Here is a 14439-nt window from a genome sequence, read left to right on the forward strand (position 1 = left end):
AGATCGATGGGACTCACTCGGCAGCAGCGAGTCGATTAGTTTACGGCATCCTTCAGGGCTTTGCCAGCCTTGAAGGCGGGATTCTTGGAGGCCTTGATCTTGATGGTGTCGCCGGTCTTCGGGTTGCGGCCGGTACGGGCGGCGCGCTTGCGCACCTGGAAGGTACCGAAGCCCACGAGGGTCACGCTGTCGCCCTTCTTCAGGGCCTTGGTGATGCTGGAGATCACGGCGTCGACGGCGCGTCCAGCTTCAGCCTTGGACATTTCGGCTTCGTCGGCGACGGCATCAACCAATTCGGTTTTGTTCATGTAAAAACTCCTTTTGCGGAACAACCGCGGAATGTGTAACCGGAATGCGCCGGACCTGTCGCCACGGTGCTTCCGATCGTCTTCCACGAACGTGGGAGCACGCTGCCCACCACGCTCACGGGTGACGCCGTTATACCAGTGGGTATACAGGCACGCAAGCCGAAAACCCAATAATGACGCGGGTTTTGCGGCTTTTTTAACTTGTGCGTCAGCTGCGTTTCAGTGCTTGACGTCGGGCTGCACGGGCGGCTTCCGGCGAGCCGGCACGCGTCGTGCCTTGCCCCCCTCGGTCGGTGCCGCGCTGGGCGCCAGTGGCCGCTCCAGCGCCAGATCCAGTACCTCGTCGATCCAGCGCACGGGAACGATCTTCATGCCCTGGGTGACATTGGCGGGAATGTCGGCGAGATCCTTGCGGTTCTCTTCCGGGATGATCACCGTGGTGATGCCGCCACGCAGCGCCGCCAGCAATTTCTCCTTCAGCCCGCCGATCGCGGACACGCGTCCGCGCAGGGTGATTTCACCGGTCATCGCGACATCCGCGCGCACGGGAGTGCGGGTCAGCGTGGACACCAGCGCGGTCACCATCGCGGCGCCCGCGCTCGGACCATCCTTCGGCGTCGCGCCATCCGGCACGTGCAGATGCACGTCGTGCTTCTGCAGGTACTCGGCATCGATGCCCAGCGCGGTGGCGCGCGCGCGCACCACCGACATCGCGGCGGCCGCGGATTCCTTCATCACGTCGCCCAACTGGCCGGTCAGGGTCAGCAGGCCCTTGCCCGGCACCAGCGCGACTTCGATCTGCAGCAGGTCGCCGCCCACCTCGGTCCAGGCCAGGCCGGTGACCAGGCCGATTTCGTTCTGTTCCTCGGCGCGACCGAAGTCGAAGCGGCGCACGCCGGAGTATTTGTCCAGGTTCTTCGAACTGACCTGCACCAGCGCGCCCTTCTTCTTCTTCTTCGCCGGCTGCGGCCCGGCCAGCGCAATCTCCTTGACCACCTTGCGGCAGATCTTGGCGATTTCACGCTCCAGGTTGCGCACGCCGGATTCACGCGTGTAGTAGCGCACCAGGTCGCGGATCGCGTCCTCGGCGATCGTCAACTCCTCCGGCTTCAGGCCATTGGCCTTGATCTGCTTGGGCAGCAGGTAGCGCAGCGCGATGTTGAGCTTCTCGTCCTCGGTATAGCCCGGGATGCGGATGACTTCCATGCGATCCAGCAGCGGGCCCGGGATGTTGAGCGAATTGGAGGTCGCCACGAACATCACTTCGGACAGGTCCAGATCCACTTCCAGGTAGTGATCGTTGAACGCGCTGTTCTGTTCCGGATCCAGCACCTCCAGCAACGCCGACGACGGATCGCCGCGGAAATCCATCGACATTTTGTCGATTTCGTCCAGCACGAACAGCGGGTTCTTGCTGCCGGTCTTGTTGAGGTTCTGCACGATGCGGCCCGGCATCGAGCCGACGTAGGTGCGACGATGGCCGCGGATCTCGGCCTCGTCGCGCACGCCGCCCAGCGACATGCGCACGAACTTGCGGTTGGTCGCCTTGGCGATCGACTGGCCCAGCGAGGTCTTGCCCACGCCCGGCGGTCCGACCAGGCACAGGATCGGTCCACGCATCTTCTGCACGCGCGATTGCACGGCGAGGTACTCGAGGATGCGCTCCTTCACCTTGTCCAGTCCGTAGTGATCGGCGTCCAGGGTCTCCTGCGCGACCTTCAGATCCTTGCGGACCTTGCTGCGCTTCTTCCACGGCACGCCCAGCAGCCAGTCCAGGTAGTTGCGCACGACCGCCGCTTCGGCGGACATCGGCGACATCTGCTTGAGCTTGTTGAGCTCGTTCTTGGCCTTGGTCTCGACCGCCTTGGGCATGCCGGCCTCGGCGATCTTGCGGGCCAGCTCTTCCTGCTCGTTCGGCGCATCGTCCAGCTCGCCCAGTTCCTTCTGGATGGCCTTCATCTGTTCGTTGAGGTAGTACTCGCGCTGGCTTTTCTCCATCTGCGACTTGACCCGGCCACGGATGCGCTTTTCCAGCTGCTGCACGTCGATCTCGCCGTCGACGAAACCGACCAGCAATTCCAGCCGCTCGCCGATGCCGATGGTTTCCAGCAAGCGCTGCTTGTCGCTCAGGCGCACGCCCAGGTGAGCGGCGATGGTGTCGGCCAGGCGACCAGGCTCGTCGATGCCGGCCAGCGTCTGCAGCAGTTCCGGCGGCAGCTTGCGGTTGGTCTTGACGTACTGTTCGAACAGGCCCATCAACGAGCGCGCCACGGCTTCGATTTCACGCGGCTCGCGGCCTTCGGTGGCCTCGATCTCCTCGCCAGCGCCATACAGCGAACCGTCGCGCTCGACGACGTTGGAGACCTTCACCCGCGAAACGCCTTCGACCAGCACCTTGATGGTGCCGTCGGGGAGCTTCAGCAATTGCAGGACCTGGGCCAGGGTGCCGATGTCGTAGAGATCGGCGGCGACCGGATCGTCGGTTTCGGCCGACTTCTGGGCAAGCAGCAGGATGCGCTTGTCCGCTTCCATGGCCTGCTCCAGCGCGCGCATGGATTTGTCGCGGCCGACGAACAGGGGAATGACCATATGCGGGAACACCACTACGTCGCGCAGCGGCAGGACCGGCAGGTCGAGGACTTCGGTGGGGGTACGGCGGGGCATGGGGGCTCCAGCGGAATGCGGAATTACGGGGGCTGAAAAAGCCAATGGCCCCGTTATGGGGCCATTGGCAGGAGGATGCAAGTGCAGCCTTTAAATGTGATTTGAATCAGGCACTTGGACCGAATGGCCGACCCCGCTTCACTCCGCGGCGGCGACCTTCTGGGCCGGCGGATTCTGGTAGATGAGATACGGCTCGGACTTGTGCTCGATGACCGATTCGTCCACCACGACCTTGCTGACATTCTCCAGCGACGGCAGGTCGTACATGGTGTCCAGCAGGACCGATTCGACGATGGTGCGCAGGCCACGGGCGCCGGTCTTGCGCTTGAGCGCCTTGCGGGCGATCGCGGACAGGGCGTCGGGGCGGAACTCCAGTTCCACGCCTTCCATGTCGAACAGCTTCTTGAACTGCTTGGTGATGGCGTTCTTGGGCTCGGTGAGGATCTTGACCAGGGCGACCTCGTCCAGTTCCTCCAGGGTCGCGACCACCGGCAGGCGGCCGACGAACTCGGGAATCAGGCCGAACTTGATCAGATCCTCCGGCTCGACTTCCGACAGCAGTTTGCCGGTCTCGGTCTTGCGCTCGGCGCTCCGGACCTTGGCGCCGAAGCCGATCCCGCTGGCCTCGGTGGAGCGTTGCTGGATGATCTTGTCCAGGCCGGCGAACGCGCCGCCGCAGATGAACAGGATGTTCTTGGTGTCCACCTGCAGGAATTCCTGCTGCGGATGCTTGCGACCGCCCTGCGGCGGCACGCTGGCGACCGTGCCTTCGATCAGCTTCAGCAGCGCCTGCTGCACGCCCTCGCCGGACACGTCGCGGGTGATCGACGGGTTCTCGCTCTTGCGCGATATCTTGTCGATTTCATCGATGTAGACGATGCCCTGCTGCGCTTTCTCGACGTCGTAGTCGCACTTCTGCAGCAGCTTCTGGATGATGTTTTCCACGTCCTCGCCCACGTAACCGGCTTCGGTCAGGGTGGTGGCGTCGGCAATGGTGAACGGCACGTTGAGCAGGCGGGCCAGGGTCTCGGCCAGCAGGGTCTTGCCGGAACCGGTCGGGCCGGCCAGCAGGATGTTCGACTTGGCCAATTCGACCTCGTCGTTCTTCTGCCGGCTCTCGATCCGCTTGTAGTGGTTGTACACCGCCACCGCCAGGGTGCGCTTGGCGCGCTGCTGGCCGATCACGTACTGATCCAGGACTTCCAGGATCTCGCGTGGCTTGGGCAGGTGGCTGCGGGCGGACTGCGCCTTTTCCTCGAGTTCCTCGCGGATGATGTCGTTGCACAGCTCCACGCATTCATCGCAGATGAACACGCTGGGACCCGCGATCAACTTGCGGACTTCATGCTGGCTTTTGCCGCAGAACGAGCAATACAGGATCTTGCTGCTGTCGCCGGTACGGCCCTGACGGTCTTCGCTCATGCTTCGATTACTCGGTCACCCTGCCCGCCAGGCGGACTCGGTCGGAGAATAGCACACGGCCCCGGCCTTGCAGCCGGGTCCGCGGAGGGGGTTTGGAACGCGGGAAACAGGCCCCGCGCCCGGGTTTCACGCCGGCTGGATGGTCTCTTCAGGACGGCGTTCCAGCACCTGGTCGACCAGGCCGTAGGCCTGCGCGTCGCTGGCGCTCTTGAAGTTGTCGCGCTCGGTATCGCGCTCGATGGTCTCCAGCGCCTGGCCGGTGTGCTTGGCCAGGATCTGGTTCAGGCGCGAACGCAGGGTCAGGATTTCACGGGCATGGATGTCGATATCCGTGGCCTGGCCCTGGAATCCGCCCAGCGGCTGGTGGATCATCACCCGCGAGTTCGGCAGGGCGTACCGCTTGCCCTTGGCGCCGGCAGCCAGCAGCAGCGCGCCCATGCTGGCGGCCTGGCCGATGCAGACGGTGCTGACGTCCGGCTTGATGTACTGCATGGTGTCGTAGATTGCCATGCCGGCGGTGACCACGCCACCGGGCGAGTTGATGTACAGGCTGATGTCCTTCTCGGGGTTCTCGGCCTCGAGGAACAGCATCTGCGCCACGATCACGTTCGCCACCTGGTCGTCCACGCCGCCGACCAGGAAGATCATGCGTTCCTTGAGCAGGCGCGAATAGATGTCATAGGCGCGCTCGCCGCGGCTGGTCTGTTCGACCACCATCGGCACCAGGTTCAAGGCTTTGGTTTCAATGCTCATCGGCTTATTCGCGCCCAAATTGTCGTGGAGGGGTCCGGCCTAGGATAGCCGGACCGGGACGGGCTGGGGTCTCATCGACCCCGGCGAACCGCCGTTAGTTCCGGATGGCTTCCTGGAAGCTCAGCGACTGCTCCGTGTGCTGGGCGCGCTCGGCGATCCAGTCGATCACCTGCTCTTCCATCACCCGGGACTGCAGTCCCCCCATCAGTTGGGGATCGTTGCGGTACAACTCAATGACCTGCTCCGGCTCCTCGTAGGTGGAGGCGATCAGGCGCAGGGTCTCGTTCAGGCGCTTGGGATCCAGGCGGAGCTGGTTGCGGCGGGCGACCTCGCCCACCAGCAGCCCGACCAGGACGCGCTTGCGGGCGGCGTCCATGAAGCCTTCGTGGGCGTTCGGCGGAATCTGCACCTGCTGGCCGTTGCGGGCGGCCTGGTCGGCGGTCTGCTGGACCATGGCGCGCGCCTCGTTCTCGACCAGGCGCGGCGGCATTTCCACGTGCGCCCAGGCGGCGATCAGCTGCTCGCCCACTTCCCGGCGCAGGCGGGTCATCAGCGCGCCCTTGAGCTCGCGCTCCAGGTTGCTGCGGATGTCGCGGCGGAACTGCTCGGCGTCACCGCTCTTCACGCCGAAGCTGCGGATGAAATCCTTGTCCACGGCCGGCATCACCGACTCGGCCACTTCGGTGACCTTGACGTAGACGTCCACCTCGCGGCCCGCCAGCTGCGGCACGCGCCAGTCGGCCGGGAACTGCACCTTGATGGTCTTCTCTTCGCCGGCGGCCAGGCCGATCAGGCCCTTCTCGATGTCGGCGAACATCACGCCCGACCCAATCAGGGTGGCGCCCTTCTCGGCGCCCTCGGCGGGCAGGCGCTCATCGCCGGCCTGCGACCAGGTCTCCAGTTCGACGCGATCGCCTTCCTTCGCCCCGCGCTGCACCACTTCGAAGGTGCGGCGCTGCAGGCGCAGGTTCTCGACCATCTGGTCGATGTCGGCTTCGGCCACCTCGGCGGCGTGGCGGATGACGTTGAGCTTGGCGACGTCGATATCGCCGAAGTCCGGCACCACCTCGAAGGTGGCGACGAAATCCAGCTCGCCCTCGCCGTTCTTCTCGATGCGGGGATTGCCGGCCAGCTGCAATTCGTTGTCGCGCACGGCGTTGTTGAAGGTTTCGCGCAGCAGGCCGTCCAGGGCCTCGGCGCGGACCTGCTGGCCGAAGCGCTGCTCGATCACCTTGGTGGGCACCTTGCCGGGGCGGAAACCCTTGATGCGGGCGGTGCGCGCGATTTCGCGCAGGCGACCACCGATGTGGGTGTCCAGACGCTCAGCCGGCAGGCTGAAGGTCATGCGGCGTTCGAGATTGCCGACCGATTCGACCGAAACTTGCATACTCACTGACTCCTGCTGCCCGGGTCCCATGCCCGGGCATGACGTTGATGAATTCGGGTCGCCCGCGGGCACGCGGCGTGCCGACCGGCGGAACGGAATAGTTTCGCCTATTCCTGGCTTGCCTGCCAACCGCGGCGTGAGGACGGGGAAACCAAGGGCCGGGGCGGCCAAGGGACGGCCGGCCCCGCCGGGAGGACCGCTCCCGGGGCGGCCGGGAAGCCTGGTGCGAAAGGAGGGACTCGAACCCTCACGGGGGTTACCCGCTGGAACCTAAATCCAGTGCGTCTACCAATTCCGCCACTCTCGCAGGTGCGCCGGCATTCTACCCAGCCCGGTATGGGCCCGGAGCATCCCGGGAAAAGAAAAACGCCCGACCTTGCGGCCGGGCGTCTTGTTTTGGTGGGCCGTCAAGGATTCGAACCTTGGACCTATTGATTAAGAGTCAACTGCTCTACCAACTGAGCTAACGGCCCCAAAAAACCAGACGCGTAGTGTAACCGCATCTTTATTTTCTTACAAACCCTCGTTTGCACGAAGGCCTTGTTGGGTGGGGTGGCTGAGGGGACTCGAACCCCCGACATCTGGAATCACAATCCAGTACTCTAACCAACTGAGCTACAGCCACCACTGAAACTGTTTCTACCACTTCGTCCCGTCGCTTGCGCCGGATGGCGCGCCCGACAGGACTCGAACCTGTAACCGCCGGCTTAGAAGGCCGGTGCTCTATCCGGTTGAGCTACGGGCGCCCGGACCGGATTGTCGCACCCCGGAAGTCGGGACGAGCCAGACTGGTCGGGGTAGAGGGATTCGAACCCCCGACCCTCTGCTCCCAAAGCAGATGCGCTACCAGACTGCGCTATACCCCGACGAGGGCCCCGGCGTCGGCGCCAGGCAGCGTCGACAAGGCCGTCTATTGTCGGAATCTGCCGGCTCCCTGTCAAACGCCGCGTAAGGTCACCGGCATCGGCTATGCTCCGCGACTGGGGACAGATGTCCGAATCAACCATGAGGGAACCATGATGCGCAGCGGCAATCCGGCTCTTAAGGAGTCCACTTTCCTCGATCTCGGCAGTGGCGCGGTCGTTTCCCGCGACGCCGGCGCGATGACGCTGAACGGTACCGTCAACCGGACCGGCATCCTGCTGCTGCTGTGCGTGCTGACCGCCACCTACACCTGGAACACCGCCCTCACCCCGAGCGGCGAGCTGGCACCGGGCGCGATGCTGTACATCCTCGGCGGCGCCATCGGCGGCTTCGTGCTGGCGCTGGTCACCATCTTCAAGAAGACCTGGGCGCCGGTCACCGCGCCGCTGTACGCCCTCGCGGAAGGCCTGTTCCTGGGCGCCATTTCGGCGATGTACGAAGTCAAGTTCAATGGCATCGTGCTGCAGGCCGTGCTGCTGACCTTCGGCACCCTGTTCGCGCTGTTGATGGCCTATCGCTCGGGCTGGATCAAGGCCACCGAGAACTTCAAGCTGGGCGTGGTCGCGGCCACCGGCGGCATCGCGCTGATCTACCTGGCCACCATCGTGCTGGGTTTCTTCAACATCAACATTCCCTACATCCACGACTCCGGCCTGATCGGCATCGCCTTCAGCCTGTTCGTGGTGGTGGTCGCGGCCCTGAACCTGGTGCTGGATTTCGATTTCATCGAAACCGGCGTCGAGCAGAACGCACCGAAGTACATGGAGTGGTACGCGGCGTTCGGCCTGATGGTCACCCTGATCTGGCTGTACATCGAGTTCCTGCGCCTGCTGTCCAAGCTGCAGTCGCGCAACTGACGCCAGGCAGGAGCCACAAACAGAACGGGGCGCCAGGCGCCCCGTTTTTTTTGTTTTCAGGCGCCGGGAGCCACGGCGGCGACGCGTCGCGCCGGCAGCAGCATGAACACGATGGCGGCAACCGCCAGCAGCCAGCAGTAATGGACGCTGCCGGCCAGTGCGAGCGGTGAAACGGCGGCCAGCGACGAGGCCAGCAGAATCTGCGCGCCGTAGGGAAGCACGCCCTGCACGACACAGGCGAAGATATCCAGCAGGCTGGCCGAACGGCGCGGGTTGATGCCGTGGCGTTCGGCGATATCCCGGGCGAGGCTGCCGGTAATCAGGATGGCCACGGTATTGTTGGCAGTGAGCACATCGGAGCCTGCCGACAGCGCCGCGATGCTGAATTCACCCGAGCGTCGCCCAGTATGTCCGCGGGCGAACCTGGCGATGGCGCGCGCAAGCCAATCCAGTCCGCCGCCGGCTTTCATCAGCGCGCCGAGGCCGCCAATCAGGATCGACAGCAGGGTCACCTCGACCATGCTTTCGAAGCCCGCGTAGATGTCGCCGGCGAAGTCCACCACGCCGTAGTCGCCGGCAAAGGCGAATCCGAACACGGCCGACACCGCCAGCCCGACCGCCAGCACGACCACCACGTCCAGACCGGTCAGCGCCAGCGCGAGCACCAGCACGTACGGCAGGACCAGCCACGGCGACGCGCCCTGCGGCGCCTGCACCGGGGCGGCATCCCCCTGGAAGGCCAGCCATGCGGCCGTGGCCAGTGCCGCGGGCAGCGCGATCTTGAAGTTCTCGCGGAACTTGTCACGCATTTCCGCGCCCTGGCTGCGGGTGGCGGCGATGGTGGTATCCGAAATCACCGACAGGTTGTCGCCGAACATCGCGCCGCCGATGACCGCGCCGACCACCAGCGTGCGATCCAGCCCCGCTGCGTCGGCGACGCCCAGGGCGATGGGAACCACCGCCGCCAGCGTGCCCATCGAGGTACCGATGGCCAGGGACACGAACGAGGCCACCAGGAACAGCCCCGGCAGGATCAGCGACGGGGGCAGCGCCCCCAGGCCCAGGGCGACCACCGCGTCGACCGCCCCGATCGCCTTGGACACCGTGGCGAACGCGCCCGCGAGCAGGAAGATCAAGCACATCAGCATGACGTTGGCGTCGCCCATGCCGCCCAGCAGGGTCGGCGACGCCGGCACGCCGCGCCGGTAGGCCAGCCAAGCCCCCAGTGCCAGCGCCGGCAGGATCGCCACCGGTGCGCGCAGCTGGTAGAAGCCCATGGGCTCCCCCTGGAAGGTGTAGTAGAGGCCCGCTCCGAAAAACAGGGCCAGGAACAGCAGCAGCGGGGTCAGCGCGAGCGCGCTGGGGCGGACGGTCATCGTGGGAAGCGGCGGGGGTTTCGGGAGACCGGCGATTGTCCGGCCTGCCACGGCCCGGTCCAAGCCCCCCGGATGGGACGAACGCAAACAAAAACGGGACGCTGCGCGTCCCGTTTTGATGTCCGCCGGCTGGCAAGCGGGTTCAGACCCGGCTGGCGATCGCCTTGGCGAAGGACATCGTGGTGCCCTCGCCGCCCAGGTCCGGGGTCAGCGAATCCTTGGCTTCCAGAGTGGCGATGATCGCCGCGCGCAGGCGCTCGGCCTTGTCCGGCTGGCCCAGGTGGTCGAGCATCTGCGCCGCGCCCAGCAGCAGCGCGCACGGGTTGGCGACGCCCTTGCCGGCGATGTCCGGCGCCGAGCCGTGGACGGCCTCGAAGATCGCCGCGTCGACGCCGATGTTGGCACCGGGGGCCAGGCCCAGGCCGCCGACCAGGCCGGCGCACAGGTCGGAGATGATGTCGCCGAACAGGTTGGTGGTGACGATGATGTCGAACTGCTCCGGACGCATCACCAGCTGCATGCAGGTGTTGTCCACGATCATCTCGTTGCATTCGATGTCCGGGTACTGCGCGGCGACTTCGCGGGCGACCTTCAGGAACAGGCCCGAAGTGGTCTTCAGGATGTTGGCCTTGTGCACCACGGTGACCTTCTTGCGCCCGGTCTTGCGGGCCAGATCGAAGGCGTAGCGGACGATGCGCTCGGAACCCTTGCGGGTAATCTTCTGGGTCAGCAGCGCGGTTTCGCCGTCCTCGGAGATGGACTGGCCTTCACCGATGTAGGCGCCCTCGGTGTTCTCGCGAACGGTGATCAGGTCCACGCCGGACGGGAAGCGCGATTTGGTGTTGGGGAACGACTTGGCCGGGCGGACGTTCGCGTACAGGTCGAAATGGCGGCGCAGGGCCACGTTGATCGAGCTGAAGCCTTCGCCCACGGGGGTGGTCAGCGGGCTCTTCAGGGCCACGCCGTTCTTGCGGATCGAGTCCAGGGTCGCCTGCGGCAGCAGGTCTCCGTGCTTTTCGAGCGCGACCATGCCGGCATCGGCTTCCTCGTAGCTCAGGCCCACTTTCAGGGCTTCGAGCACGTGCAGGGTCGCGTCCATGATCTCCGGGCCGATACCATCGCCGCGGATGACCGTAATCGTCTGGGTCATTTGCTTGGGATTCCGAACAGGGGCGCCATGCGGGCCGGGAGCCGGGATGCAGGCGCGAGGGGGTTCAAGTCCGCCAATTATGCCTGAACCCCCCGTACGGTCCCAAATCGACCATGGTCGGAGGGACGCGCGGGGGCCGCCTTCCTGACGGCTCCCGCATCGGGTTCCGGCGCCCGGGAACGAGCCCGGGCGGGCGGATTCAGCCGTGGTCGTGCGCCACGGGGATGTCGGCGCCGCCGTTCTCCAGCTGGTCGAGGAAATCGACCGCCCGGCGCAGGTGCGGAATCACGATGGAGCCGCCGACCACCAGGCCCACCGAAAACGCCTCGAAGAACTCGTCGCGATTGACCCCGGCGTCCTTGCATTGGGCGACGTGGTAGCTGATGCAGTCATCGCAGCGCAGCACCATCGACGCCACCAGCCCCAGCAGTTCCTTGGTCTTCAGGTCCAGCGCGCCGGGCTGGTAGGTTTGGGTATCCAGGGCGAAGAACCGGCGAACCACCTGGTTGGGCTCGGCCAGGATGCGTTCGTTCATCCGCTGGCGGAACTCGGTGAACTCGCGCACGCGATCCTTGTCGTCCCTACCGCCGCTCACGCATCCACCCCCGCCAGCAACGGCTCGAGCTTGCCTGCGCGGTGCAGGGCCATCATGTCGTCGTAACCGCCGACATGGGTTTCGCCGACGAAAATCTGCGGCACGCTGGTACGGCGCGCGCGCGCAATCATGCGGTCACGTTCCTCGGGATCCAGATCGATGCGGACCTCGTTCCAGCTCCTGCCCTTGCTCTTCAGGAAGTTCTTGGCCGCCACGCAGTAAGGGCAGATCGCGGTGGTGTAGAGGGTGATGGCCGGGCCATCGGTCGCGGTGTCGCTCAAGGAATCCTCCGGGATGGAACCAAATGGTTCGAATGCGGGTCAGGGAAGGTCGGGACTGAGGGCAATATGGGTCGTGGATCGGTCGCTTTCCAGCCGGCGGCATGGAACAGTGCGGCCCGGGGTCCGGTTAACCGCATGTTCACTCGCCCCCGACGGCAAAGCGTCATCCTGCCGCACGCAAGCCTGCCGCCATTGTCCGACAACGGAGTTCCGTTTGCGCCTTTCGCTGCTCTCCACCGCCGTGTTGACCCTGCTCCTGGGCGCCCCGCTTGCCCGGGGACAGGACGTGCGCCTACCGGATATCGGTTCTTCCGCCGGCGAAGTGCTGAGCCCGGCGCGCCAGGCGGAATACGGCGGGATGATGCTGCGCGAACTGCGCAACTACGGCTACTTGCTGGAGGATCCGCTGCTCGACGACTGGCTGCAGAAGGTCGGTACCCGGCTTGGCGCGGAAAGCGACCTGCCGCGCCAGAGCTACACCTTCTTCCTGATGAAGGATCGCCAGATCAATGCGTTCGCGACCCTGGGCGGCTACATCGGCACCAACGCGGGCCTGATCCTGACCGCCGAGCGCGAAGACGAGGTGGCGGCGGTGCTTTCGCACGAAATCGCCCACGTCACCCAGCAGCACGTGCTGCGCGGCGTCGAGCGTGCCGAGCGCGACCAGATTCCGATCCTGCTCGGCATGCTGGGCGCGATCGTGCTGGCGCAGAGCGCCGGCGGCAATTCCAGCGGCGACGCCTCGATGGCCGCGGTCGCCAGCGGCATGGGCCTGATGCAGCAGCGCCAGATCGATTACACCCGTTCCAATGAATCCGAAGCCGATCGGCTGGGCATCCGCACCTTGTCGCGCGCCGGTTACGACGTCGACGCGATGGCGGGTTTCTTCGCCCGCATGGCCCAGGCGACCCGGGCCAACCGCGGTAGCGGCCGCGAGGCCTACCCCGACTATCTGATGACCCACCCGGTCACCACCACCCGCATCAGCGAGGCCAAGCAGCGCGCCGAGCAGATGCGCAAGGACAACCTGACCCTGATCACCCGGGTTCCGGGCGGCGGCGAGCGGGTCGAGCAGTTCGATCCCACGCGTGTGGTTCCGGCGGAGAAGGACAGCGACAACCCGCTGCTGCCGCTGTCGGTGCGCCTGCCCGGGGATCTGTTCACCCGTGGCCCGACCGGCGATTTCGACTGGGCCCGCGAACGCCTGCGGGTACTGAGCGCCACCACCGCCGATGGCGCCGCGCGCGACTACGAGACCATCCGCCGCGAGTCCGGCAAGCCGCTGACCGACGCCCAGCGCTACGGGCTGGCCCTGGCGCACCTGGGCGCCGGGCGCCCGGACGTGGCCCTGGGCGAGCTGGCGCCATTGCTGGCGGACCACCCGGGCAATCTGTGGCTGGAACTGGCGATCGCCGAAGCCGAGTCCCGCGGGGGCCGCACCGCCGCCGCCAACCAGCGGCTGGCGCGCCTGCTGCAGCAGATGCCGAACAACCGCCCGATCGCCCTGACCTTCGCCCGCGTGTTGAACGAACAGGGCGGCGCCGAGGCTGGCAGGCACGCCCAGGCCGTGCTGCGCCCCCTGCTGTCGCGGGCCGGCAACGATCCGGTGTTCCAGCAGGAGTTCGGCCGGGCCAACGAGCTGGCCGGCGACCCGGTGCGGGCCGGCGAAGCCTTCGCCGAGGCCGCGTTCCTGAACGGGCGGCCGGAGCAGGCCCTAATCCAACTGCAGAATCTCAAGAAGCGCGGCGACCTGGACTATTACGCCCGTGCCCGGATCGACGCCCGCATCGCCAACATCACCCCACAGGTTCTGGAACTGCGTCGCCAGGGCGTCCGCGACCCGGATATCGAACGCCGCTAGCGCCGCTCCACGCCGCCAGCGATCCCGGCTGTCATATGACGGGCGCGCGGCATGTCATGTTTCCGTCATAAAATTGTCGTCTACTGGTGCGGTACCCCACAGACGACGGTAAACGCGTGCAGAAGCACATCCTGATCGTTGACGACGAGCCGGCCATCCGCGACATGGTCGCTTTCGCCCTTCGCAAGGGTGATTACGAGCCGGTGCATGCCGGCGACGCCCGTGAAGCCCAGAACGCCATCGCCGATCGGGTCCCGGACCTGATCCTGCTGGACTGGATGCTGCCCGGCACCAGCGGCCTGGAACTGGCGCGCCGCTGGCGCAAGGACGCGATGACCCGCGACGTCCCCATCATCATGCTCACCGCGCGCGGCGAGGAAAATGATCGGGTCGGCGGACTGGAAGCCGGCGTCGACGACTACGTGGTCAAGCCGTTCTCGGCCCGCGAACTGCTGGCGCGGATCCGCGCGGTCATGCGCCGCTCGCGCGAGGACGACGAGGACGGCAGCGTCGGTATCGGTCCGCTGCGCATCGATGGCGCCGCCCACCGGGTGTTCGCCGGCGACACGCCGGTGCCGATCGGCCCGACCGAATACCGCCTGCTGCATTTCTTCATGACCCACCCCGAGCGGGTGTATTCGCGCACGCAGCTGCTGGATCACGTCTGGGGTGGCAGCGTGTACGTGGAGGAGCGCACGGTGGACGTGCATATCCGCCGCCTGCGCAAGACCCTGGAACCGCATGGCCTGGAGAACATGGTGCAGACCGTGCGGGGCTCGGGCTACCGGTTCTCGGCATCGGTCTGAGCACGGGATTCGACAGGGGGATTCGGGATTCGACATCGCCTCCCGCCGTTCCTGC

12 protein-coding genes and 5 tRNA genes are annotated in these 14439 nt (G+C 65.9%); 3 read left to right on the top strand and 14 right to left on the bottom strand.

Annotated elements, in window-relative coordinates; all coding sequences use genetic code 11:
* Positions 1-35: 35 nt before the first annotated feature.
* From AC3DE2_RS14445 to AC3DE2_RS14490, 10 genes are all read right to left on the bottom strand, one after another.
* Positions 36-308 carry an HU family DNA-binding protein gene (locus tag AC3DE2_RS14445; protein ID WP_141456262.1) on the bottom strand — a complete coding sequence of 91 codons (273 nt, stop codon included), beginning with the start codon at positions 306-308 and terminating at the stop codon, positions 36-38.
* 219 nt (positions 309-527) lie between these two features.
* Positions 528-2972 carry an endopeptidase La gene (gene lon, locus AC3DE2_RS14450; RefSeq protein WP_488426777.1) on the bottom strand — a complete coding sequence of 815 codons (2445 nt, stop codon included), beginning with the start codon at positions 2970-2972 and terminating at the stop codon, positions 528-530.
* Between the two features lie 138 nt (positions 2973-3110).
* Positions 3111-4394, bottom strand: a complete 1284-nt coding sequence (gene clpX, locus AC3DE2_RS14455; RefSeq protein ID WP_295374589.1) for an ATP-dependent Clp protease ATP-binding subunit ClpX — start codon at positions 4392-4394, stop codon at positions 3111-3113.
* 126 nt (positions 4395-4520) lie between these two features.
* A complete protein-coding gene (gene clpP, locus AC3DE2_RS14460) occupies positions 4521-5147 on the bottom strand; it encodes an ATP-dependent Clp endopeptidase proteolytic subunit ClpP (protein WP_183637724.1) in 627 nt (208 codons plus the stop codon).
* 94 nt (positions 5148-5241) lie between these two features.
* Positions 5242-6534: a trigger factor gene (gene tig / locus AC3DE2_RS14465; RefSeq protein WP_488426779.1), complete on the bottom strand. Its 1293-nt coding sequence runs from the start codon at positions 6532-6534 to the stop codon at positions 5242-5244.
* Positions 6535-6755: 221 nt separating this feature from the next.
* Positions 6756-6841, bottom strand: a tRNA-Leu gene (locus AC3DE2_RS14470).
* A 90-nt stretch (positions 6842-6931) separates the two neighbouring features.
* Positions 6932-7007: transfer RNA gene (locus AC3DE2_RS14475), tRNA-Lys, on the bottom strand.
* Between the two features lie 75 nt (positions 7008-7082).
* Positions 7083-7159 (bottom strand) — tRNA-His (locus AC3DE2_RS14480).
* A 44-nt stretch (positions 7160-7203) separates the two neighbouring features.
* A tRNA-Arg gene (locus AC3DE2_RS14485) sits at positions 7204-7280 on the bottom strand.
* A 43-nt stretch (positions 7281-7323) separates the two neighbouring features.
* A tRNA-Pro gene (locus tag AC3DE2_RS14490) sits at positions 7324-7400 on the bottom strand.
* A gap of 153 nt (positions 7401-7553) precedes the next feature.
* Between AC3DE2_RS14490 and AC3DE2_RS14495 the strand changes: the two genes are divergently transcribed.
* A complete protein-coding gene (locus AC3DE2_RS14495) occupies positions 7554-8315 on the top strand; it encodes a Bax inhibitor-1/YccA family protein (protein WP_488426780.1) in 762 nt (253 codons plus the stop codon).
* Between the two features lie 56 nt (positions 8316-8371).
* On the opposite strand, the gene AC3DE2_RS14500 is transcribed toward AC3DE2_RS14495, so the two are convergent.
* The 4 genes from AC3DE2_RS14500 to grxC all read right to left on the bottom strand — a co-directional run bounded on the left by AC3DE2_RS14500 (position 8372) and on the right by grxC (position 11717).
* On the bottom strand, positions 8372-9691 hold the full coding sequence (locus AC3DE2_RS14500) for a Na+/H+ antiporter NhaC family protein (protein WP_488426781.1): 1320 nt from the start codon (positions 9689-9691) through the stop codon (positions 8372-8374).
* Positions 9692-9833: 142 nt separating this feature from the next.
* Complete coding sequence (locus AC3DE2_RS14505; protein ID WP_488426782.1) at positions 9834-10841, bottom strand: isocitrate dehydrogenase; 1008 nt, start codon at positions 10839-10841, stop codon at positions 9834-9836.
* 199 nt (positions 10842-11040) lie between these two features.
* A complete protein-coding gene (locus tag AC3DE2_RS14510; protein ID WP_488426849.1) occupies positions 11041-11376 on the bottom strand; it encodes a carboxymuconolactone decarboxylase family protein in 336 nt (111 codons plus the stop codon).
* Between the two features lie 56 nt (positions 11377-11432).
* On the bottom strand, positions 11433-11717 hold the full coding sequence (gene grxC, locus AC3DE2_RS14515; RefSeq protein ID WP_488426783.1) for a glutaredoxin 3: 285 nt from the start codon (positions 11715-11717) through the stop codon (positions 11433-11435).
* A gap of 214 nt (positions 11718-11931) precedes the next feature.
* Between grxC and AC3DE2_RS14520 the strand changes: the two genes are divergently transcribed.
* The gene (locus AC3DE2_RS14520; protein ID WP_295375490.1) at positions 11932-13578 is read left to right on the top strand and encodes a M48 family metalloprotease; all 1647 of its coding nucleotides are present in this window, start codon (positions 11932-11934) and stop codon (positions 13576-13578) included.
* A 116-nt stretch (positions 13579-13694) separates the two neighbouring features.
* Positions 13695-14384, top strand: coding sequence for a phosphate regulon transcriptional regulator PhoB (gene phoB / locus AC3DE2_RS14525; RefSeq protein ID WP_141456251.1), 690 nt, complete (start codon positions 13695-13697; stop codon positions 14382-14384).
* The last annotated feature ends 55 nt before the right edge of the window (positions 14385-14439 follow it).

It is taken from the genome of Pseudoxanthomonas sp. 68-E7 (assembly GCF_057773145.1).